The sequence below is a fragment of the Shewanella sp. HL-SH8 genome (assembly GCF_051165765.1).
Taxonomy (GTDB): domain Bacteria; phylum Pseudomonadota; class Gammaproteobacteria; order Enterobacterales; family Shewanellaceae; genus Shewanella; species Shewanella glacialimarina.
In genome coordinates, this window is record NZ_CP195039.1 from 589,199 (window position 1) to 612,540 (window position 23,342).

At 42.2% G+C, this 23,342-nt stretch carries 22 protein-coding genes and 1 pseudogene; 10 read left to right on the forward strand and 13 right to left on the reverse strand.

Annotated elements, in window-relative coordinates:
* Positions 1-10: 10 nt before the first annotated feature.
* Positions 11-1,070, forward strand: a pseudogene (locus ACRWQN_RS02650) (polysaccharide deacetylase family protein).
* A 25-nt stretch (positions 1,071-1,095) separates the two neighbouring features.
* Here ACRWQN_RS02650 and ACRWQN_RS02655 read toward each other — a convergent pair.
* The 6 genes from ACRWQN_RS02655 to ACRWQN_RS02680 all read right to left on the reverse strand — a co-directional run bounded on the left by ACRWQN_RS02655 (position 1,096) and on the right by ACRWQN_RS02680 (position 6,487).
* Positions 1,096-2,127 (reverse strand): protein-glutamate methylesterase/protein-glutamine glutaminase, encoded by a 1,032-nt coding sequence (locus ACRWQN_RS02655; protein ID WP_434939680.1) that lies wholly within the window; start codon positions 2,125-2,127, stop codon positions 1,096-1,098.
* Between the two features lie 301 nt (positions 2,128-2,428).
* Complete coding sequence (locus tag ACRWQN_RS02660; RefSeq protein WP_434927840.1) at positions 2,429-3,094, reverse strand: SCO family protein; 666 nt, start codon at positions 3,092-3,094, stop codon at positions 2,429-2,431.
* 81 nt (positions 3,095-3,175) lie between these two features.
* Entirely contained in the window at positions 3,176-4,084 is a 909-nt protein-coding gene (gene cyoE, locus ACRWQN_RS02665; RefSeq protein ID WP_434927841.1) for a heme o synthase, read from the reverse strand.
* A 15-nt stretch (positions 4,085-4,099) separates the two neighbouring features.
* Complete coding sequence (locus tag ACRWQN_RS02670; protein WP_434939681.1) at positions 4,100-5,080, reverse strand: COX15/CtaA family protein; 981 nt, start codon at positions 5,078-5,080, stop codon at positions 4,100-4,102.
* Entirely contained in the window at positions 5,080-5,631 is a 552-nt protein-coding gene (locus ACRWQN_RS02675; RefSeq protein ID WP_226411906.1) for a hypothetical protein, read from the reverse strand. The genes ACRWQN_RS02670 and ACRWQN_RS02675 overlap by 1 nt, the downstream gene beginning before the upstream one ends.
* A 40-nt stretch (positions 5,632-5,671) precedes the next feature.
* Entirely contained in the window at positions 5,672-6,487 is an 816-nt protein-coding gene (locus ACRWQN_RS02680) for an SURF1 family protein (RefSeq protein WP_434939682.1), read from the reverse strand.
* Between ACRWQN_RS02680 and ACRWQN_RS02685 the strand changes: the two genes are divergently transcribed.
* A complete protein-coding gene (locus tag ACRWQN_RS02685) occupies positions 6,435-6,653 on the forward strand; it encodes a DUF2909 domain-containing protein (RefSeq protein WP_434930726.1) in 219 nt (72 codons plus the stop codon). The genes ACRWQN_RS02680 and ACRWQN_RS02685 overlap by 53 nt on opposite strands.
* Positions 6,654-6,673: 20 nt before the next feature.
* Here ACRWQN_RS02685 and ACRWQN_RS02690 read toward each other — a convergent pair whose 3' ends face one another.
* The 6 genes from ACRWQN_RS02690 to lexA form a co-directional block, all read right to left on the reverse strand.
* Positions 6,674-7,549 (reverse strand): cytochrome c oxidase subunit 3, encoded by an 876-nt coding sequence (locus tag ACRWQN_RS02690; RefSeq protein WP_434939683.1) that lies wholly within the window; start codon positions 7,547-7,549, stop codon positions 6,674-6,676.
* Positions 7,546-8,109 (reverse strand): cytochrome c oxidase assembly protein, encoded by a 564-nt coding sequence (locus tag ACRWQN_RS02695; RefSeq protein ID WP_434927846.1) that lies wholly within the window; start codon positions 8,107-8,109, stop codon positions 7,546-7,548. The genes ACRWQN_RS02690 and ACRWQN_RS02695 overlap by 4 nt, the downstream gene beginning before the upstream one ends.
* Before the next feature lies 1 nt (position 8,110).
* A complete protein-coding gene (gene ctaD / locus ACRWQN_RS02700; RefSeq protein WP_434939684.1) occupies positions 8,111-9,700 on the reverse strand; it encodes a cytochrome c oxidase subunit I in 1,590 nt (529 codons plus the stop codon).
* Between the two features lie 10 nt (positions 9,701-9,710).
* Positions 9,711-11,282 (reverse strand): cytochrome c oxidase subunit II, encoded by a 1,572-nt coding sequence (gene coxB / locus ACRWQN_RS02705; RefSeq protein ID WP_434939685.1) that lies wholly within the window; start codon positions 11,280-11,282, stop codon positions 9,711-9,713.
* A gap of 389 nt (positions 11,283-11,671) precedes the next feature.
* Entirely contained in the window at positions 11,672-12,190 is a 519-nt protein-coding gene (locus ACRWQN_RS02710) for a cell division inhibitor SulA (protein ID WP_434939686.1), read from the reverse strand.
* The gene (gene lexA / locus ACRWQN_RS02715; protein WP_226411890.1) at positions 12,187-12,804 is read right to left on the reverse strand and encodes a transcriptional repressor LexA; all 618 of its coding nucleotides are present in this window, start codon (positions 12,802-12,804) and stop codon (positions 12,187-12,189) included. The genes ACRWQN_RS02710 and lexA overlap by 4 nt, the downstream gene beginning before the upstream one ends.
* A 250-nt stretch (positions 12,805-13,054) precedes the next feature.
* Here lexA and plsB point away from each other — a divergent pair, with 250 nt between their 5' ends.
* The 4 genes from plsB to ACRWQN_RS02735 all read left to right on the forward strand — a co-directional run bounded on the left by plsB (position 13,055) and on the right by ACRWQN_RS02735 (position 18,090).
* Entirely contained in the window at positions 13,055-15,478 is a 2,424-nt protein-coding gene (gene plsB / locus ACRWQN_RS02720) for a glycerol-3-phosphate 1-O-acyltransferase PlsB (protein WP_434939687.1), read from the forward strand.
* The gene (gene mtr / locus ACRWQN_RS02725; protein WP_434939688.1) at positions 15,478-16,734 is read left to right on the forward strand and encodes a tryptophan permease; all 1,257 of its coding nucleotides are present in this window, start codon (positions 15,478-15,480) and stop codon (positions 16,732-16,734) included. The genes plsB and mtr overlap by 1 nt, the downstream gene beginning before the upstream one ends.
* Positions 16,735-16,986: 252 nt before the next feature.
* Positions 16,987-17,253: a hypothetical protein gene (locus ACRWQN_RS02730; protein WP_226411884.1), complete on the forward strand. Its 267-nt coding sequence runs from the start codon at positions 16,987-16,989 to the stop codon at positions 17,251-17,253.
* Positions 17,254-17,526: 273 nt separating this feature from the next.
* Positions 17,527-18,090, forward strand: coding sequence for a NapC/NirT family cytochrome c (locus ACRWQN_RS02735; protein ID WP_434927856.1), 564 nt, complete (start codon positions 17,527-17,529; stop codon positions 18,088-18,090).
* 96 nt (positions 18,091-18,186) lie between these two features.
* Here ACRWQN_RS02735 and rsmD read toward each other — a convergent pair whose 3' ends face one another.
* A complete protein-coding gene (gene rsmD, locus ACRWQN_RS02740; protein WP_434939689.1) occupies positions 18,187-18,768 on the reverse strand; it encodes a 16S rRNA (guanine(966)-N(2))-methyltransferase RsmD in 582 nt (193 codons plus the stop codon).
* Between the two features lie 179 nt (positions 18,769-18,947).
* Here rsmD and ftsY point away from each other — a divergent pair, with 179 nt between their 5' ends.
* The 4 genes from ftsY to rpoH all read left to right on the forward strand — a co-directional run bounded on the left by ftsY (position 18,948) and on the right by rpoH (position 23,325).
* Positions 18,948-20,534, forward strand: a complete 1,587-nt coding sequence (gene ftsY / locus ACRWQN_RS02745) for a signal recognition particle-docking protein FtsY (protein ID WP_434939690.1) — start codon at positions 18,948-18,950, stop codon at positions 20,532-20,534.
* A gap of 6 nt (positions 20,535-20,540) precedes the next feature.
* Positions 20,541-21,227, forward strand: coding sequence for a cell division ATP-binding protein FtsE (gene ftsE / locus ACRWQN_RS02750; RefSeq protein WP_434939691.1), 687 nt, complete (start codon positions 20,541-20,543; stop codon positions 21,225-21,227).
* Entirely contained in the window at positions 21,227-22,192 is a 966-nt protein-coding gene (ftsX, locus tag ACRWQN_RS02755; RefSeq protein ID WP_434927862.1) for a permease-like cell division protein FtsX, read from the forward strand. Before ftsE ends, ftsX begins: the two co-directional genes overlap by 1 nt.
* A gap of 272 nt (positions 22,193-22,464) precedes the next feature.
* Positions 22,465-23,325 carry an RNA polymerase sigma factor RpoH gene (rpoH, locus tag ACRWQN_RS02760; RefSeq protein WP_434939692.1) on the forward strand — a complete coding sequence of 287 codons (861 nt, stop codon included), beginning with the start codon at positions 22,465-22,467 and terminating at the stop codon, positions 23,323-23,325.
* Positions 23,326-23,342 lie beyond the last annotated feature (17 nt).

Below are 23,342 nucleotides of genomic sequence, written 5' to 3' on the forward strand. Positions count from 1 at the left end.
GGGAAACACTATGCTTAAAAAAGTCATGTTAGTGGCGGGCGCAATATTAACGGGGGTTATATCGTCATTGGCCAATGCCGTGGTGATATTACAATACCACCATGTGTCTGACAGTACACCCAAAAGTACCTCAGTTACCCCAGCTCAGTTTACCGAACAAATGCAATATTTGGCTGACAACGACTTTACGGTTATGTCACTGACTCAGGCTGTCGAACAAATAAAATTGCAGCAAACAGGATCGCTTAAGCAAATCGTTATTACCTTCGATGATGGTTATGACAGCATTATTGACAATGCCGCACCTATTTTAGCTAAGCATCAATTCCCATTTACTGTGTTTATCTCTGTTAAGCCTATTGATGCAGGATATAAGGGGATGATGAATTGGCAGCAAATAAGAAAACTCACTGAACAAGGGGCGACGATTGCGAATCATAGTTGGGGGCATGAGCATTTAATTCGCTATGTTGCCAATGAAACCACTGTGCAATGGCGGCAGCGGGTTGGGCAAAACCTGTTGAAAACAGAAGCTGAAATTAAGCAGCAAACAGGGCAAAGTGTGAAAATGCTGGCATATCCATATGGTGAATATAATGCTGAGTTAACCTCATTGCTGGATGAGTTGGGTTTTGTCGGCTTGGGTCAGCAATCGGGTGCCGCAGGTCAGTATTCATCACTCACGGCATTGCCGCGTTTCCCGGTAGCCTTTGATTACGCCGAACTGGCTCAACTTAAGCTAAAGTTTACCAGCTTGAACATGCCGGTAATTAAGCAAAACATTACCAATCCACAATTAAAAAATGGCCAATGGCGCCCTTTGCTTGAGGTAACCGTCCGACACCACTGATATTGATAAGCACCAAATGATGTGTTTTGTGCAGGGCCAGGGAAGTCAGCCTGCTATTTGGATTAATGATAATACTTTTTCTGTGCAGGCGAAGCGCGATTTACCCGCAGGACGAAAGCGCTACAATTGTACTGTGCCTAGTAAAACCCAAACAGGCTATTATTGGTTTTCACAAGCTTGGGTAAGACCTAAAAATGATGGTACTTGGCGTGAAGAATAGCGAAACCTATTCACATAAAAACACATTAACTGATGGTGAGTAAGGTCAGTAGTTTGTCGCTAATTTGAGTTAGAGGTAATACTTCTCTGGCTGCCTCAATGGCAACCGCGGCACTGGGCATTTGCCACACCAACGACGAAGCTTCATCTTGGGCTATGGTATAAGCCCCTTTTTGTTTCATTGCAAGCAGACCTGCGCTGCCATCGGCGCCCATTCCGGTCAGTATAATACCAACAGAGTTTTGAGCCGCATGTTCAGCGACGCTATTAAATAATACGTCAATCGAGGGTTTATGGCGGTTTACCGGCCCAGCGTTAAGTAGTTTTGTTTTAAAGTGGTCGCCTTCAGGTTCGATGGCTAAATGCTGATCCCCTGGGGCAATATAAACGTTACCTGCGGTGAGCTTTTCACCGCCTTGGACTTCTATCACATTTAAGTGGCAATTTTTATTTAGCCTGGCTGCAAATGAGCTGCTAAATACTGGCTGTATATGCTGGGTAATCACAATGGGTGGTATATTTGCGGGTAATGCCATCAGAATGGTTTGAATCGCTTCAATGCCTCCTGTTGACGTCCCTATGGCGATAAGTCCATTTTTAAACTTCCCCGTCACAGGGGGAGCTATTGCATGATGATGGCGAATAGCCGGTGGTGCATCAAAGGACACTTGTCCTGCTGCGGTGACTTTTTGAACTAAATTATTTTGAAATAATGATAGGCTATTTTGATAATGGTTTTGTGGCTTAACAATATAATCTATAGCCCCCAAAGAGAGTGCTTCTAAGGTGATGTCGGCTGCCTTTTTAGTGAGCGAAGACACCATCAAGACTGGCATGGGTCTTAGGCGCATTAAATTACGCAAAAAAGCCAGCCCATCCATTTTTAGCATGTCAACATCAAGGGTTAACACATCAGGTGAAAGTTGTTTAATAAGTTCGCGAGCTTCATAGGGATCTTCTGCTTCACCCACAACAATAATATTATCATCAGTATCAAGCATCTGAGTGAGTCGCTGGCGCATTAAGGCAGAATCATCTATGACCAATACTTTAATCATTTAGCCTCCTTTCAAGTGGTGATAATAATACGTTACTCCCTTACGGGCGAAATAAATAGCGAGTCCTATAAACTAGACACCAGTAGTTAAGTTATGCTGGCTTTGAGCGTGATTAATTCATAACGGTTTGAACGTTGAGTTATGCGTTGGTTCACCTATTTTTGAAAAATGAGCGGGAGTGCCTTTCAAGTATTGGTGCCTTTATAGGCAGAGTCAAGTATCTGATGTGTAAAGCAATGATATAAAATATTTAAAGTGTACTTTTTAGGGCTTACGGTTTTTTAAGCATAATCAACAGTTGTTAAGTGTTATCAACGATCTTTTTAAAATCAGCAATTAGCTCATTATTCAGTATTTGAGGTGTCTCACCCGGCTTAGGCTTGGCTTTAAATACCGCTATTTTTTCCGCATTAGGTGAGACCAGTACATATGATGCACTGTGGTCGACTTGATAATCATCACCATCACCTACCATTGCATAAGCAAAGCCGAGATCGCGGCTAAAGGGAAATAGCTGAGCGTGTTCAGCGGTAATGGCTTTAAAGTCACTATTAAAAAAGTTGATGTAATCTAGGCGCTTGGTTTGTGTATCACGGTCAGGATCGGCTGATACAAACACCACTTGTATGGAGTCAGATATTTGCTGTAACGCGGGATAAGCTGCGGCTAATTTATTCAGTGTTGTTGGGCACACATCTGGGCATGAGGTGAAGCCGATAAAAAATAGGCTCCATTTACCTGTTAAATTTTTATTAGTAAAAGTATTGCCATATTGATCACTCAAACTAAACGGCGCTAATTTACGAGGATTATCGTAAATAAAGCTGGTGGCTAAATCTAGGGAGTCGTATTGCGGCTTAGCAAGTGACGTTGAAGGCATATTATCTGCAGGGCTTAGCCATTGATTAGCGACTATGCCCCCGAATGCCATAATGATCAGTGCGACGATAATACTGCGCTTACCCATTTACCACTTCCCTAGATATTGATGTTAGCTGCCAATTTAGCTTGTGCATTGTTAATGTAAGTCACGATTAAACTTAACGGATTAATTCACCCACAAGTAATGATCAACCAGCAAGATGATAAATAGCACCATTAAGTGGTATATAGAAAACTTAAACACATTCATCGCTAAACCTGAGTAGTCATGGTACTTAAGCTGCCAAGCTTTATAAATAAATCCACAACTCAGTAGCGTTGAACCAACCAAATAAACCGGGCCACACATTCCGACTAATACGGGTAATAAACACGCTATGGCTAATAGGACTGTGTATAACAAAATGCAGGTTTTGGTAAACTCAACGCCGTGGGTAACTGGCAGCATTGGAATATCAACCTTGGCGTACTCTTTACGTCGATGAATAGCTAGCGCCCAGAAATGCGGCGGTGTCCAGGTGAAAATAATAATCACCAACAATAACGCATGACCATGCATTTCATTGGTGACAGCAGTCCAGCCAAGTAAAGGGGGCATTGCGCCTGCTAAGCCGCCAATTACAATGTTTTGCGATGTTGCACGTTTTAAATACGTGGTATAGACCAAGGCGTAACCAATTAGGCTGGCAAAGGTAAGCCAAGCTGTGAGGGGATTAACCCAGGCATACAGCATCACAAATCCTAGCACCCCAATAGATACCGCAAACACTGCCGCTTTTACGCCAGATATTTTACCTTTAGGCAATGGACGGTTATAGGTTCGCGCCATTAGGCCATCTATTTTTCGGTCAATAAGGTGATTAAAAGCGGCTGCTGCGCCTGCCATTAATCCTATGCCGACCATACCGACAATTAAAGGTTGTAGTGGTACGGCTCCTGGTAATGCTAGACACATGCCGACTAACACCGTCAGTAGCATCAATGCTACCACTTTGGGTTTAGTCATTTCAAAGTATGCCCGCCACTGTAATGTGAGAGCCGCACTTGGAGCGTTGAGGATGATCGGTTTTGTCATTGTTATGTCCTCTAGTTACGCTTTACGCCATAGGGCGTAGTTAATAAATACCATGGTGAGCAGTAATAATGCTGCGCCGCCATTATGTGAAACTGCAATGCCTAATGGTAAATTCATCACCACATTGCTGATGCCTAACGCAACTTGCACAATTACCATTAAAATAAGTAAATAGGCACTGGTGCGCATGGTGGATGATTGTGCTTTTAATAACTTGAACGCCAACCAAACAAGCATTACTGCGGTGAATACTCCCCAAATACGATGAGTGATGTGAATCGTCATTCTGGTTGAATAATCTAATACGCCATATTCAAAACTGGGATGGTCACCTTGAAAGGGTGAAAACGCATCGGCAAAGCGCAGATTGTCTATCCAATTCCCCTCACAAATTGGCAAAGTGGTACAGGCCAGTGCAGCATAGTTAGAGGATGTCCAACCACCCAACATGATTTGCACCACTAATACCACTAAGCCTATAGCAGCCAATGGCGCCAGTTTTCGAGCATAAGTATCACCGCCGGGAATACGTAAAGGCTTAGTACGTAAATACAAAATGAATAATAGTGAAAATAGGGCAAAACCACCGATTAAGTGAGACATCACTACAATCGGCATCAGTTTCATGGTGACCGTCCACATCCCTAACGCGGCTTGAAAAATGATTAAGGCTGAGATAAATATTGGCAACTTTTTTGGCGCTTCACGTTGCTTTAAACACATGATTAAAATCACCAGCACCATAAGGCCTAATGTGCCAGCAATGTAGCGATGGATCATTTCAAGCCAAGCTTTTTTCGGTTCAATAGTGTGTTCAGGAAAATGGGTTTCGACTTTTGCCAGTTCATGGCTTTCATTGGGAACGGTTAAATGACCATAACACCCAGGCCAGTCAGGACAGCCTAAGCCCGCATCTGACAGGCGGGTGTAAGCGCCCATTAGAATTACCATTAAGGTAAATACTAAGGTGAATTTAATCAGTTGAGGAATATGCATTAGCCTACCCTCGACAACTTAAGCATTTTACGTAGGTCGGCAATGATCGCTTTGCCCTGAACAATATTGGCATCACGCCCCAATACTGCGTCATATTGCATGACTAAACTGCCTAATGGGTCGACGATAATCATTTGTTGTAACCGTAATAATTCAGCCATTTTGCTATTAATTACGGCGGTATCAAAAGGAATGTGCAGCTGTTTAAGCGCCTCGATATCACTGTTGTCTTGCAGCAGTATCATTGGAACTATTCTGTCGCGGTCTCGCCCAAGTGCAATGTGACTTTGATTAATAATATATAATCTGTCTACACATTGTTCATCGCACTTTTCTGGCAGTAAATACACCAATTGCCATAAATGTGGCTTAGGGTTGTCCATATCTAGGGTGCTGTATGTAAGGTCTGTACTGAGTAGCGCGCCTTTATTGGTTGCGCCACCATGGTACAAATCCATACTTAATACTAGTTTGGCCAATGCCACAGGCACTAAAAACACCACAAACAAGAGTATTAATGTTTTATTACTTTTTCTAGGTTGGGAGTTCATTCTCTCTCCTCTTATTACTTGTTATATAATGGAAAAATATTTAACGCCTTAATTGCTGCCACTTTTTCAGTGTCAGCCAAGTCATTAATCCTAAAAACACTGCGGCCATAGTGAACCATTGCAGTGCGTATCCTTGATGTTTATGGGCCGATAATGGAATGGGTTGCCAGGGTTGTAGTAAGTCCATATGGGGCACATTGTCAGGTTGTAAAACCACAGGTAATAATGGATACCCCAGTGTTTGTGATAACTCATCTATGGCAATATTTTGAAAGCGCATAGGATTACCCGTTTCAGCCATAAGATGGTCGCTAAGTGGATTAGTTTGCTTTTGATAAATTCGCCCGAGTAATTTGTATCGTCCTGCAGAGATAGGGTTAATTTGTGGCAAAATACGGCGATCTTTATTGGCTGGTATAAAGCCTAGTTCGACTAATAATCGAGGTTCTGTCGTCTTTACCTGAAAAACTTGATAAGCCAAGTAACCCACTTGACCTTGATATACTTGATTATCGAGTAATAAAACCTTGTCAGAGGCTGGCGAAGCTGAAACGGCTACACGGTAGCCTGTCAAAATATTTGTCTCAGACGCATCGGCTGTCTGTGAAGCAATGATTTGTTGTAAGGACTTAAAGGTAATTGCAGGCTGATTTTGTCTTTCAATTAACGTTTGTTCCCAAGCTTGTTTGAATTCGGCTCTATCAAGCTGCCATAAACCTAGCTTGACCAAAATGCTAAACACGCTCACAGTAATAGTCACAAAAACAAACGCGGCCCAACCTAAACCCGCAAAAGGATTGCCTGTGACAGCCCCTCTGTTCGTTAAGTTAGTTTTAGTGCTACTGCTTGTATTCATTATATTTAATTTGGCCCGCGCATTATTTATTATGGTAAAGGGTGAAAATACCCAGTCTATGAGTCGCTTTTTAGGGCGTAGGGTAATGTTTTCTGCATTCGTAGTTATTTTGTTATTGATTGCCATGGGACTAGGCATAATTGAGCCTAACCCACGGCCTTACTAATATGCGCTATTTACCTGTTGCTACAACACGTAAACGAACACAAATAAACATAACCACACCACATCAACAAAGTGCCAATACCAACTACCTGCTTGGAAGGCAAAATGTTTATCTTGGGTAAAATGGCCTTTCAACACCCTTAAAAACAGTACAATTAAAAATACTGTCCCTAAGGTGACGTGCATACCGTGAAAACCGGTTAACAAGAAGAAGGTATTGCCATAAATTCCCGACTCAAGCGTTAAGCCCATTTCATGGTAAGCGTGGGTATATTCTTCTACTTGTAAAAACAAAAACGCAGAACCTAAAAGAATGGTCAGTCCTAGCCAAATTTTCAGTGGTGTACGTTTCGCTTTTTCTAAACTTGTGTGAGCAAAATGTAATGTTACCGAAGAGGTTAATAACAATATCGTATTGATAAGCGGTAAACCTGTCCATGGCATGGCTTCGGTGGTGGTGCCATCTGGAGTCTTAACCAGTGGCCATACTGCTTCAAATGCTGGCCACAATACTTCATGGGTCATGGCATTATTTGATGCACCGCCTAACCAGGGCATTGCAATCATTCTGGCATAAAATAATGCGCCAAAAAATGCCCCGAAGAACATGATTTCAGAGAAAATAAACCAGCTCATTCCTTGACGAAAAGAACGGTCCATTTGCGCCGAATACAAACCGGACATAGATTCATCAATCACGGTTTTAAACCAACCAAAAATCATAAATATGATCACAGCGATACCGGTTATTAGAATATAACCGCCATAACTGGCTTCAGTTGATAGTTGTTGTACGTAACTGCCTGCGCCAAAGGCGATTAAAAATAGGCCAATTGCACCAATGATAGGCCAGGCACTTTGTGCTGGCACATAATAGGTTTCATGCTTTGTGGTCATTTTGCTGCTCCTTGCTTTACACCACCGCCGACTTTGTCGGTAATGTCATAAAGGGTATAAGAGAGAGTCAATGTATGAATGGATTCTGGTAAATCAGGATCCACGTAAAAAACCAGTGGAAGTTCAGCGCTTGCTGATGCCGCTAGCGGTTGTTGATTAAAACAAAAACACTCTGTTTTATTAAAATAGGCTGCACCTTGACCAGGTGATACTGAAGGTATCGCCTGGCCAACCGTGTCTTTTGTCGATAAGTTTTTGGCATAAAACTTCGCATGGGTAAGCTCTCCAGGGTGCACTGTAATACGATTGACCTGAGGCTTAAATTCCCACGACATATCAGATTGCACCTGCGCGACAAATTCAATGGTAACGGTGCGGCTTTTATCTACAATCACCGCTTGGTAAGTGCTGGCGGTGCTTTGGGGTTTGCCATTAATCCCCAAGGCATCACATAGCACGTCATACAAAGGCACCAACGCAAAACCAAAGCCGAACATACCCACAGCGCCCAAAATAAGCAGGGTCAGTAATTTACGATTCGATTTTGTTGGCTGATTCATCTCATTTTATCTCTGGTGGGGTAGTAAACGAGTGATATGGAGCAGGACTCGGAAGGGTCCATTCCAATCCTTCAGCACCTTCCCATGGTTTATCTGGTGCTTTTTCACCACCTTTAATGCATTTAAGCACTACTGCTAAGAAAATAAACTGAGACAATCCAAAGGCAAATCCACCAATTGATACAATCTGGTTAACGCCGGCAAACTGAATTGCATAATCAGGAATTCGACGTGGCATACCAGCAAGTCCTAAGAAATGCATTGGGAAAAACAGCACGTTAACCGAAATGACCGAGCACCAGAAATGCCATTTACCTAAGGTTTCGTTGTACATATGACCGGTCCACTTAGGTAACCAATAGTAAGCAGCGGCCATAATGGAAAATATTGCCCCAGTAACCAGTACGTAATGGAAATGAGCCACCACAAAATAGGTGTCATGGTACTGGAAATCTGCCGGTGTAATGGCCAGCATTAACCCTGAGAAACCGCCAATAGTGAACAAAATAATAAAGGCGATAGCAAACAGCATGGGCGTTTCAAACGTTAAAGAACCGCGCCACATGGTTGCTACCCAGTTAAATATTTTTACACCCGTTGGTACGGCAATCAGCATGGTGCAGTACATGAAGAACAGCTCTGCAAATACCGGCATACCCGTGGTGAACATATGATGTGCCCACACTAAGAATGACAGCACCGCAATACTGGCGGTCGCATATACCATTGACGAGTACCCAAATAGCTTCTTACGGCTAAAGGCGGGCACAATGGCAGAGATAATACCGAATGACGGTAAAATCATGATGTACACTTCAGGATGACCAAAGAACCAGAAAATATGCTGGAACATAACAGGGTCGCCACCACCTGCGGCATCAAAAAAGCTGGTGCCGAAGTATTTATCGGTTAACACCATGGTGACCACACCGGCCAGTACCGGCATTACCGCAATCAGCAAGAATGCGGTAATAAGCCATGTCCACACGAATAAAGGTAACTTCATCCATGTCATTCCTGGTGCGCGCATATTAACTATGGTCACAATCACGTTGATTGCGCCCATAATCGAGCTAATCCCCATAATGTGTATCGAGAACACAAACAGTGCTGTGCTATCTGGACTGTAGGTCGTAGATAAAGGCGCGTAGAATGTCCACCCAAAGTTAGGTCCACCGCCTTCCATAAATAATGTGCTAAGTAACATGGTAAAGGCGAAGGGTAAAATCCAAAAGCTCCAGTTGTTCATGCGAGGTAATGCCATATCTGGCGCACCAATCATCATAGGTATTAGCCAGTTAGCTAAGCCGGTAAAGGCTGGCATAACAGCACCAAATACCATGATAAGGCCATGAACTGTGGTCATTTGATTGAAAAAGTTAGGTTCAACTAGTTGTAAGCCTGGTTGAAATAACTCAGCGCGGATCACCATTGCCATGGCACCGCCAGTTAGAAACATAATAAAACTAAACCATAAATACAAAGAGCCAATGTCTTTATGGTTAGTGGTTAGCAGCCAGCGCATAATGCCCTTAGGGGCACCATGATGATGGTCGTCATGGACTGCAGTATCGTGCGTTGATGTACTCATTAATTATCCCCTACTGTCCATGGCTATTGACATCGGCTGCTTGCACCGTATCGCCTGAATTGTTACCCCATGCATTACGCTCGTAAGTGATCACCGCTGCCATTTGGCGTGGTGATAATGAACTGGCGAAAGCTTGCATCGCGGTACCAGGTTTACCGTTGTGAACGATATTGATATGCGCATCAACAGGGCCAATAATTATGGGACTACCAATCAATGATGGGAACGCACCAGGTAAACCAGCACCTGTTGCTTGATGACAAGCAGCACAAGACGATGTGTATACCTGTAGACCTTCGGTCATTAACTGCTCATAAGTTAATTCCGTCAAATCTACCTCTTTCACCTCGGCGACAATGTCGACAGCTTTGGTAACTGCAGCATTGACTTGCTCAGATGGATCGGCAGATACAACTGCTTGAGTGCTGGTATTTGCTGGATTAGGTTCTGCTGCATTAATACCACTGGCAACATTGCTTACATCAACAGCCTGAATAACATCACCGGAGTCGTTCCCCCAAGCATTACGCTCATAGGTGACAACCGCGGCAATATCTTTGGCGGTTAACTGTTTTGCAAATGATTGCATTGCTGTTCCAGGCTTACCATTAAGCACAATATTAATATGGCCATCGACAGGCCCCTTAATGAGTGGGCTGCCAATAAGAGATGGGAATACACCGGGTAAGCCTGCACCATTAGGTTGGTGACATGCTGCACATGTAGAGAGGTAAATTTGTTCGCCTTTGGTCATTAACTCTTCTTTTGAAAGAGTTTCTGACAAGGCTGCTTGAGCCGCGGCAGCTGCATTATTGGCAAGCTGTTTTTGGTCTAAAAGCCACGCATCATATTCCGCTTCAGGCAACGCCTGAACCACAATAGGCATAAATCCATGGTCTTTGCCGCATAATTCAGCACATTGACCACGGTAAGTTCCTGCTTTATCAATTCGTGTCCAAGCTTCGTTAATAAAGCCTGGGTTAGCATCCTTTTTAACCGCAAAAGCTGGAACCCACCAAGAGTGAATAACATCATCTGATGTCATTAAAAAACGCACTTTCCGATTGAGAGGCAGTACCAAAGGTTTGTCTACTTCTAATAAGTAGGTTGCGCTTTTAGTTTCATCACCGTCAATTTGGGTGCGAGGAGTGGATAAAATGCTATAGAACTCGACATCTTCATTAAAATAACTGTAATGCCATTTCCACTGCGAACCAGTGATCTTAATGGTTAAGTCCGCGTCAGACGGATCTTCCATAGCGATAAGGGTTTTAGTGGCTGGAATGGCCATACCAATTAAAATAACAAATGGGATCACGGTCCAAGCAATTTCTACTTTGGTACTTTCATGAAAATTTGCCGCGACCGCGCCTTTGGATTTACGATGATAGATCATTGAATAAATCATGATCCCGAACACCACAACACCAATAGCACAGCAAATATAAAGAATAATCATATGGAGGTCATAAACCTGGCCACTGATATTCGTTACACCCTTTGTCATGTTGAGGGGCATTTCGTTTGCCCCAAGTGGAGGTGCCAGTAACACCGCCATTACACAATACAACCATTGCTTCACAAGACTTCTCCTCTGCCAATTGCGAATAGCAACTACAAAGAAGAGTCACACAGTAAGTCTCTGCTCTATGTAAACTCTTCGGTTCCCAAAAAAGCTTGATGACCTCAAAGTACCCTGGTGGTTGTAAGCGTGTAAGGCTTACGGATTTGTATTTATGTGCACCACGCTGGCACCTACAACTGAACCTATCAATTCTGATTTGACGCTTTTATCTGTCAGATAAAATCTAGACTGTAGCGTTTCAATTAGGTTAAAAATGTTTCAACCCTGTTAAATACATTACTTGTAGATTAAACATTGATCAAGATCACTTTTATAGCTAATTAACTGAAAGTTTGCATAAAAAAGCCCTGTACATAGACAGGGCTCAGTAAACACGGCGTTTAGTACTAATGAAATGAAGTGAAATTAATTGTTTTAACAGCATTATTTTGATTTGAAATAATCGCTTTAGTTGCCAAATTAGTGCCTAAGTGAGTGCTTACATCTTCAATAACGACACCTAATGCTCGGGCACTTTTTGCGACTAACTCTAATCGGCGACTGTCGCGTGCATCTAAAGGTTGAGTCCATGAAATAACGGCACTTGATGTACCACTGGTTAATGCTTTTTCCATTGCCCAAAGTGTTTCAATTTCATCCTTTGCATGTACTAACAATACGCGATCCATTCTTACCCCAGCACTAGCTAACATCTGTTTGTAATTGATATTGGCAGGGTTAATTAGCACTATCCAGCGACCTTGTTGGCTTAATTGTGCCAATTGGCTAGCATATTGACTGAGTTCCACTTTACCATTGGTTTCGGTTTGAAGTGTGGTGATAGGCTGCGCTAAATTAATATCTGCAGTTGGCAAATCTACCCATAAACCAGGATGACGAGGGGATGTACCCATTAGTTTGTTCATAACCATTCTCCATTACGAATTACACCAACTGCAAGCCCTTCAATAGTGAGGCTTTGGTAACTTAAATCGACTTCGATAGGTGCATACGCTTCATTTTCAGCATGCAAATATACGACATTGCCTTTTTTCTCAAAACGTTTCACTGTCACATCATCTTCAACACGAGCAACAACGACCTGGCCATTTCTGGCTTGCTGTATTTTATGAACGGCGAGTAAATCACCCTCTAAAATGCCGATGTTTTTCATGCTGTCACCGCGAACCCTTAACAAAAAGTTTGCGGCAGGTTTAAACATATTAGGATCAACTTGATAGTACTGTTCAACATGCTCTTGCGCTAAAATGGGCTCACCGGCAGCGACTTGGCCAATTAAAGGTAAACCTGTTTCTTCAGGTTCGTCTTCTTGGGTCAATCGTATACCGCGAGATGTGCCGGGCATGATTTCAATAAACCCTTTTTTAGCCAAGGCTTTTAAATGCTCTTCAGCGGCATTTGCGCTTTTAAAACCTAGGCGTGTAGCGATTTCTGCACGAGTAGGTGGCATACCAGTTTCAGAGATATTGTTTTTAATAAGCTCTAAAATTTCAGCTTGGCGTGGTGTTAAGGGTCTCATGTTATTTCCTGTCTTTCTATACAGTAACTGTCATTATATACAGTGTTTGTGTTTGCGCAAGTATTCACCAATTATTTTTTAATTTTATTATTAAAAATGATTTTTTTACTCTATTTATCAATAGTATGTTTTACTTTATTTGTTATTGAATTTAAAAGCGCTGCTTGATGCGTACAGCATATAGTGAAAGGTAACCAGTTTCTGGTATCCTATGCGCCCATATTAAAAGGGCTTTATTGCGAATATTATTATGTCAAAACCAGATTCAATCATGCTTAGACTGTTACGCAGGGTTCAAAAGCTGATGGTGCAAACGATAGTTGTGCCACATGACCCATTTGCAGATCTAAACTTCGATCCAGACAAGCCCATTGTTTATGTCATGAAGACAGAGTCGATCAGTGACACTGCAGCATTAAGCGAAATGACCCAGGGCCTTGGCTTACCAAGTCCTTACGAGCCTTTACAACTTGATGGTATGAAAGTGCCTCGAGTCGTTTGTTTAGAAGGGCGAAAGCCCATTATTGGTAAACGAGAAGGTGGCGAAAAGTTTTTACACTTTTTTACCAGTTTATTAGCACTTCACCGTCAGCAGCCAGAGTTAGACATCCAACTAGTACCAGTGAGTCTTTACTGGGGCCGTACTCCGGGCAAAGAAGATGACACAATGAAAGCCGCTGTGCTTGAACGTGAAAGCCCTACCTGGTTACGTAAATGGTTAATGATTCTATTTCTAGGTCGCCATAGTTTTGTGCAGTTCTCTAACGCAATGTCATTACGCTATTTAGCCGATGAACATGGTACTGATGAAGCCATTGCCCATAAATTAATTCGGGTGGCTCGGGTACATTTTCGCCGTCAACGTAAAGTCATGACTGGACCACAACTGCCTAACCGTCAAGCTCTGTTTGCTTCGTTATTAAAGTCTGAATCGATCAATAAGGCCATTGAAGAAGAAGCGGCAAACAAGAAGATTTCCAAAGAGAAAGCGCGTGAAACTGCGATTGAGTATCTGGACGAAATCGCGGCCGACTATTCAGATAGTTTAGTACGTATTGCTGAGCGTTTTCTCACCTGGTTATGGAATAAGCTATACAGTGGTATTAACATCAAAGGCGCTGAGCAAGTGCGCCAACTGCATCATGACGGTCATGAAATTGTATATGTGCCTTGTCATCGCAGCCACATGGACTATTTACTGCTGTCTTATATTTTGTATTACCAAGGTATGGTGCCGCCGCACATTGCAGCCGGTATCAACTTAAACTTCTGGCCTGCAGGCCCAATGTTCCGTCGTGGTGGTGCATTTTTCATTCGCCGTAGTTTTAATGGCAACAAACTGTATACCGCTATTTTTCGTGAGTATTTAGATCAACTGTTTGCTAAGGGCTACGCCGTTGAATACTTTACCGAAGGTGGTCGTTCACGCACTGGTAGATTGCTTGCACCTAAAACCGGTATGTTAGCCATGACAATTAACAGTGTGCTGCGTGGTATTGAGCGGCCGGTGACGTTAGTGCCTGTTTATCTCGGTTATGACCACGTGATGGAAGTGGCTACTTACCATAAAGAATTAAGTGGTAAGAAAAAAGAGAAGGAATCGCTTTGGCAGGTATTTGGTGCTATTCGTAAGCTGGGTAATTTTGGCCAGGGTTACGTAAACTTTGGCGAGCCAATCAATTTACAAAACTTTTTGAAACAACAATCTCCTGATTGGCGTGAAGAGATTGCCAAAGATCCTGACCAAAAACCATCATGGGTTACGCCTGCGGTAAACGTACTTGCCAACCAGGTGATGACCAACATAAATGGTGCCGCTGCAGCAAGTTCAGTCACGTTAACCAGTTTAGTATTACTGGCCTCAGAGCAAAATGCGTTAGAACGTCATCAGCTTGAGCGTCAGCTAAATTTCTATTTAAAACTGTTAAAGCAAGCACCTTATTCAAGCTATACATCGGTTGCAGAAGGTGATGGTCCATCCATTGTTAAGCATTGCTTATCACTCAATAAATTTACCTTAGAAAAAGACCCACTAGGGGACATTGTCGCAATTGACCCTAACCACGCTATTACCTTGAGTTATTATCGTAATAACATTATTCATATCATGATTATTCCTTCCCTAATTGCCAGTTGTTTAGTGCGCTATGAAGAATGTAATCGTGAACAAATTCTGGCAGTGGTTGAGGACTTTTACCCGCTGATGAAAGCAGAATTATTTATGGGTATTGCTGATCTTCCCGCTTATGTTGATTTAGTGCTTGATCAAATGGTTGAGGAGAATTTAATTAGTGGTGATAAACGTTGTGTTGTTGTCCAAGCGAATATCACCCAGTTAGAGCTATTAGCTGAAACCGTCAGTGAAACATTACAGCGTTATGCCATTATCTTTAATTTGTTAGGGATCAAACCTGAATTAGAGCGTGCTGAGCTTGAACGAGACAGCCATTTATTGGCCCAAAGGTTAGGGGCGTTGCACGGTATTACTGCACCAGAGTTCTACGATAAAAAATTGTACAATACCCTGAGCGTGAAACTAAAAGAGCTAGGTTATTTATGCAGTCGTGAGCCATTAGATGAAGTGTTCCGTATACGCGACCACGCGAATGGATTATTACGTCCATCAGTGCGACAAACCATTGAAGATAGCGTAAACGCGGAGCATTTAAATTAATGGCAAACCACATGAATGCGGCTAAAAATAGCCCCAAAAGTAAGTCTCTTATTGGTGGGGCAATGATTATTGCTGGTACGACTGTTGGCGCGGGAATGTTCTCGTTGCCCGTGGTCGGGGCAGGTATGTGGTTTAGTTATTCTGTACTGATGTTAGTAGGTATTTGGTTTTGTATGCTGATGTCTGGTTTACTATTACTGGAAGCCAATTTACATTTTGAGCCTGGGGCCAGTTTTGACACGTTAACGCGTGATACGCTTGGGCAATTTGGTAGAATAGTCAATGGCTTATCAATTGCTTTTGTGTTGTACATCCTAACTTACGCTTATATTAGTGGCGGTGGCTCGATTGTTAATCATAGTCTGCAGGCCATTGGCATCAGCTTACCGCAAAGTATCGCCGGATTAGTGTTTGCGTTGGTGCTTGCACTTATTGTGTTAATCAGCACTAAAGCCGTTGATCGCATTACCACCATTATGCTTGGTGGTATGGTGATCACTTTTTTCTTAGCTACGGGTAACTTATTAATTGAAATAGATCCAAGTCGATTGTTTGAGCCTGATGGTGAAGCTCGATACTTGCCTTATATGTTAGCTGCATTGCCATTTGGCCTGGCCAGTTTTGGTTACCATGGTAATGTACCCAGTCTGGTTAAATATTACGGTAAAGATGCCAAAACCATTGTAAAAGCTATCGTACTAGGCACAACCATTGCTTTGGTGATTTATGCCTGTTGGTTAGTGGTCACTATGGGTAATATTTCTCGTGCTATGTTCTCAGATATTATTGCCCAAGGCGGTAATATGGGGGTATTAGTGGCGGCCTTATCTGAATCCATCGCCAGCGAAAATTTATCACGCGTACTGACCTTGTTTGCCAACTTAGCGGTTGCCTCATCTTTCTTAGGGGTGACATTAGGCTTATTCGATTACCTAGCTGATTTATTTGGTTTTGATGATTCACGTACTGGTCGATTAAAAACCGCAGCAATTACGTTTATTCCACCAACAGTATTAGGGTTACTCTTTCCTAATGGTTTTTTAATGGCTATCGGTTTTGCAGCTTTAGCCGCAACCATTTGGGCAGTTATTGTACCTGCACTATTGGCTTATAAAACCCGTCAGCTCTATCCAAATAGCCAAAGCTTTAAAGTACCAGGAGGCAATATGTTGATCGTTATTGTGGTGTTATTTGGGGCATTAACGGCAACGTGTCACTTGTTGGCCATGGCGGATATTTTACCGGTTTACCAGTAGGTTTTTGACAGGCTTACATAATAAAAAGTCTTCTTCGGAAGACTTTTTGCATTTATGGTATTTTGTAGCTTAACTGTGGGCAATAAAATACTTGAAACCCTATGTTAAGAATTAAAAATGAAGGAGGCATGTTTTAATCATTACGTTACCCTCCCATGTTATAAGGCAGATGAAACATAAAACAAATAAACTTGTTGATAACAGATTGTTTTTATTGCTATGTTAATTTTTTAATTTAAGGATGAAATTGTTATGTCAGACCTGCTACTAACACAACTAAAAGCGATTGATCGTAAAATGCTGATGATTGCCATTATTGATTTTCCAGGCAGCCTTCTGTTTGGCTTAGGCTTGTATGGCATATTTGCTGGCTTTGATAAAAACTTTTTACCTATGTTGGCGGATCAACAAATCATTTACGCCATGATCCTTGTAGGTGGGGGGATAATGCTGTGGGGTGGTTGGAAGATGCTTATACTAGCCCGTGAAAAACAGCATATTTTGGCTCAACATAAATAATTAAATTAGCGGGTCATGGCATAAAATGAGATCTGTGTTGCAATTATACTGTTGATATTTCGTGTCTTGTTGTTAAGCCACCTCCGTTGTATTAAGTTTAGTTTAAGGTTTGAGTGAGTAATAGTTAGTCAATTATTGATCAGCTTCAAAGTTTAAGTGATGAATTCTACCTATTACCTAAATCTAGAGGCATATCAGATTTTTTCGTGCCACAACACTCTACACTTACTCAAAATTAATAATATATAAAATGTTGTAAAACGGAGATGTGTGATGAACTGGCGAACCCTATTTAAACCAAGCACAAAATATTCCATTATCGTATTGATTTTAGTCGGTGTGATTTTAGGTGTAGTTGGCTATTTTGCAACTCAGCAAACCTTACATGCAACAAGTACAGATGCTTTCTGTATGTCTTGCCACAGTAACCATTCTTTAAAGGATGAAGTATTAGCGTCAGCTCATGGTGGTGGCAATGCAGGTGTAACAGTGCAATGCCAAGATTGCCATTTACCCCATGGCCCAGTTGATTACTTGATCAAAAAAATCATCGTTTCTAAAGATTTATACGGTTTTATCATGATAGATGATTTCAATACTCAAGCATGGTTAGATGAAAACCGTAAAGAACAAGCGGACCTAGCATTAAAGTATTTCAAATCTAATGATTCAGCTAACTGTCGCCATTGCCATACTCGTATATATGAAAATCAGCCTGAAGGCATGAAGAAAATGGCGAAAAAAATGCATGAAAATAATTTCAAAAAAGCACCCGAAGACAGAAAAACCTGTGTTGATTGCCATAAAGGTGTCGCCCATCCTTACCCTAAAAAGTAACTTGGCTTAGGCTACTTAATAAAAAAACCTCGTTCAAGTGAACGAGGTTTTTTTATGGATGATTATTTAAAGTGTGCTTAACGGTATTGAGTGAGTTTATGGTACTGGTTGATAAGCATACAAACGGTAACTCACTTGTCCTGCTGTTTTTTGTTTCAGCGGTAACCAGCTTGAGGGAATAACCAGATCAGTAAGATCGGTTTCAGTTTCAAGATAAATGAGTGCATTGTTATTTAACCAACCATGGGCCATTAATAACTCTATAGTCTGTTTGGCCAAACCTTTACGAAAGGGAGGGTCAATATAAACCACATCAAAACCTTGATCTGTTCCTTTAGCCAATAACTGCAAACTGTCACCATTAATCACTTTGGCATTGATGCAGTTAAGGGTGTGCAGATTTTTGGTCAGTTGGTTGGCAGCACTTTTTTGTAATTCAAACATTAACGCAAATTCGGCATAACGTGATAACGACTCTAGGCTTAATGCCCCGCTTCCGGCAAAACAATCTAATACTCGAGCGCCCCGAATATCAACCGATAGCCAGTTAAATAAAGTTTCACGCACACGGTCTGTGGTAGGGCGTAAGCCTTCTAAATCATGGATCGGCAGCTTACGAGAACGCCATTGTCCAGAAATAATTCTGACCTGCCCACTACTGCTATTTTGTCGTGCCATGTGTTCCCCGTGATTTTGTCTGAACAAAGAAAAAGAAAGTGGTAGACTATGCTCACCCTAAACAGCTGATATTTTATATTAAACTCAACCAAAAATACTGAGTATTCTCCAATAACCCCTATTGGCGTAAAAAAATCGCTGTAATTGAACTTATTTTATATTGAGCACTGGTAGTAAACATGGCAAAGAAAGGTTTTTTCTCGTGGTTTCGTAAAGACAAGAACGAGCAAGAGGTCGTTGAAACCTCCAAAGAAGTCGTCCAAGACGTTGCTCAAGAAAGTATTCAAGATGATGCTACTCAAGCGCAAGCGAGTGATGCAAAAATTGCCGCTGAGGCGCAAGCTGCCGAAGAGGCTAGAATAATTGCCGCTGAAGCTCAAGTTGCAGAAGAGGCTAAAATAATTGCCGCTGAAGCGCAAGCTACCGAAGAGGCCAGAATAGCAGCCGCTGAAGCGCAAGCTGCCGAAGAGGCCAGAATAGCAGCCGCTGAAGCGCAAGCTGCCGAAGAGGCCAGAATAGTCGCCGCTGAGGCTCAAGCTGCCGAAGAGGCCAGAATAGTCGCCGCTGAAGCTCAAGCTGCCGAAGAGGCTAGAATAGTCGCGGCTGAGGCTCAAGCTGCAGAAGAGGCTAAAATAATTGCTGCTGAGGCTCAAGCTGCAGAAGAGGCTAAAATAATTGCTGCTGAAGCTCAAGCTGCCGAAGAAGCTAGAATAGTCGCCGCAGAGGCTCAAGCTGCAGAAGAGGCTAGAATAGTCGCCGCTGAAGCTCAAGTTGCGGAAGATAATGCACAAGGTGTTGTTACCCAAGTTGAGCCAGAACCCCAAGACAAGCCTAAAAAAGAAGGCATGTTTGCGCGCTTAAAACGTGGTTTGATGCGTACCAGTGAAAATATTGGTTCTGGATTCATTGGTTTGTTTAGTGGCAAAAAAATCGATGACGATTTATTTGAAGAGCTTGAAGAACAGCTGTTAATCGCCGATGTGGGTGTTGAAACGACGACTAAGTTAATTAAAAACCTCACTGAGCAAGCATCACGTAAACAGCTTAAAAATGCAGAAGCGCTGTATGATCTTATGCGTGATGAAATGCACAAAATGTTAGCCCCTGTAGCTATCCCTTTGGTGCCTGATAATACTGAGGGGCCATTTGTTATTTTAATGGTAGGTGTTAATGGTGTAGGTAAAACAACGACCATTGGTAAATTGGCAAAACAGTATCAAAAACAAGGCAAATCTGTCATGTTAGCTGCTGGTGATACTTTTCGGGCAGCCGCTGTTGAGCAACTACAAGTCTGGGGGCAGCGCAATAATATTCCAGTTGTTGCACAGCACACAGGTGCCGACAGTGCTTCAGTTATTTTTGATGCACTTCAAGCTGCTAAGGCGCGTAAAGTCGATGTGCTAATTGCAGATACTGCGGGCCGTCTACAGAATAAAAGCCACTTAATGGAAGAGTTGAAAAAAGTGGTTCGAGTGATGAAAAAACTCGACATCAATGCTCCCCATGAAGTGATGTTAACCTTAGATGCTAGTACAGGGCAAAATGCGATTAGCCAGGCACAACTATTTCAAGAAGCAGTAGGTGTGACAGGTATTACCTTAAGTAAATTAGACGGCACAGCCAAAGGCGGAATAATCTTCGCCATAGCAGACAAGTTTAATATCCCCATTCGTCACATTGGTGTCGGCGAACAAATTGATGATTTACGTACTTTTAATGCCAATGATTTTATCGAAGCATTATTTAGTCAAGAAAAGGCAGAATAACAGAACATGATCCAATTTGAGCAGGTCAGCAAAGTCTATCCCGGCGGGCAAAAAGCCTTACTGGATGTGAATTTTCATCTTCGTCAAGGTGAGATGGCTTTTTTAACCGGTCACTCTGGTGCAGGTAAAAGTACCTTGCTTAAATTGATCACCGTTATTGAGCGTGCATCGGCAGGTCGGGTGGCGATTAATGGCCATGACATTGCCAATGTCAGTGCTAAACACGTGCCTTATTTACGTCGTAATATAGGGATGATTTTTCAAAATCATCACCTATTAATGGACAAAAGTGTTTTCGATAATGTGGCATTACCATTAGTGATCGAAGGCTTTTCCCATGGTGAAATAAAAAAGCGTGTTGCAGGTGCGTTAGACATGGTTGGGCTATATGGCAAAGAGCGTCATAGCCCCATTATGTTATCTGGTGGCGAGCAGCAAAGGGTAGGTATTGCCCGCGCGATTGTGAATAAGCCACCTATTTTATTAGCCGATGAGCCAACAGGTAACTTAGACCCAAAGCTGTCTATGGATATTTTAAGGTTATTTGAAACCTTTCATGATGCTGGTACCAGTGTGTTAATTGCGACCCACGACTTGGGACTCATCGCACGAATGAAATATCGTACCTTTACCCTAAAACAGGGAAGAATGATTGGCGGTGAGTCTCATTCTAGCCCGGGGGGAGAAGACTAATGGCTAAACAAAATAGCATTACCCAAAGCAAGCTGCCTATGAGTGGGCGAATCGTGATGTTTTTTATTCGTCATGTTCAACAAGGCATGTCGAGTATGGGAGAATTATGGCGTACGCCAGTGTCTTCAATCATGACAATGGCAGTTCTTGGGGTCAGTTTAAGCTTACCTGCAGCATTGCAGGTGTTGGTTAAAAATGCAGAAAATATCACTCAATCCTGGAATAGCGCCGCGGAGATATCACTGTTTATCAATGAAGGACGCAGCGAGCAGTCTATTCAAAGCTTAATTTCACGCATTAAAGTGTTTCGAGAAGTCGAATCGATTGACTATATCAGCCGAGATCAAGCCTTAGAAGAATTTCAGCGTCTATCTGGTTTTGGTGAAGCTTTATCTTACCTGGACGAAAACCCACTACCCGCAGTGGTAACGGTTACACCGTCACTTAAATATTCTAGTCCAACAGGTGCGCGAGAATTACTACGTAAGCTTGAACGTGAACCTGAGGTCAGTTTTGGTCGTTTAGATATTGAATGGTTAGAGCGTTTACAAGCCATGGTGCGCTTGCTGGAGAAAACCGTATTGGCAATCGCGGCATTATTAGTACTGGCGGTGATATTGGTAATAGGTAATACCATTCGACTGGCTATTATGAATCGTCGTACCGAAATTGAAATTATGAAATTAGTCGGCGCGACAGAAGCCTTTATTCAGCGGCCGTTTCTATATACCGGGATATGGTATGGCGTCATTGGTGGACTTTTAGCGTGGATAATTATTAATTTATTAGTCTGGTACTTAGATAGTGCGCTAGCTGACTTAATGGGACTATATGGTAGCGAATTAAGTTTACAGGCACTGACTTTTGCTGAACTGGGTCAATTGGTTTTACTGGCATCATTTTTAGGCTGGTTAGGATCTTATTTATCAGTGCGGCAGCATCTTCGTAAAATAGAGCCGTCGTAAATCTATCGCCGACCAGCAGTAAACTTAGCATAGATGTTAACGGTAACAGGATTAACCGATTGAGATAATCTATGCAAAGTAAGTAAATGAAACTTAGTTTACTTGCAAAGTAGTACGTTAACGGGTTAAATAACGGCTCGGATGAACTTTATTGGACATAAGATGTCTTAATAATATGAAGTTTATCAGCTAACGTCTTGTGAATTTTTTAATCTATTTCATTGTATTCAAAGATTTTGTAGCATGATTTTATTAAAGCAGTAGGAGAGCGAATGACTAATCAAACGCAATCAATGGCGCTAGCGTTACCGCAAAGCAGTGGTAGCATAGAAGCTTATATTCGGTCAGTATCTAAAATTGAGATGTTAGATGCTAAGACTGAGTTTGATCTCGCCAAGCGTTTACAAGAAACCGGCGATCTTCAAGCGGCTAAACAACTTATTATGTCGCATCTTCGTTTTGTTGCACACGCCGCCAAAGGTTATTCTGGCTACGGGCTGCCACAGGCGGATTTAATTCAAGAAGGCAATGTTGGTTTGATGAAAGCGGTAAAACGTTTTGATCCCGATGTTGGTGTTCGTCTAGTCTCATTTGCAGTGCATTGGATTAAAGCTGAAATTCATGAATACGTGTTGAAAAACTGGCGTATTGTGAAAGTGGCTACCACCAAAGCACAACGCAAACTATTCTTCAATATTCGCAAATCTAAAAAACGTTTAGGCTGGTTCAGCGATGAAGAAGTCTCAATGGTGGCCGAAAACTTAGGTGTTTCTAGATCAGACGTGACCGAAATGGAATCTCGGATGGCGGCGCAAGATCCTGCCTTTGATTTGACCAATGACAGTGACGACGACACAACCGATTATGCGCCAGCATTGTATCTTCAAGATCACGCTTCAGATATTGCGCAAAATATTGAAGACGACAACTGGGAGTCTGACTCGCAGGACCGTTTATTATTAGCCATTAAAACCTTAGACGAGCGTAGTCAGCATATTCTTCGTTCTCGCTGGTTAGATGATGATAAAACGACTTTGCAAGAGCTGGCTAATACTTACCAAGTATCAGCTGAGCGTATAAGACAGTTAGAAAAAAATGCCATGAATAAGCTTAAAAACTGTATGGATATCTAATACTGTTATTAGTGCTC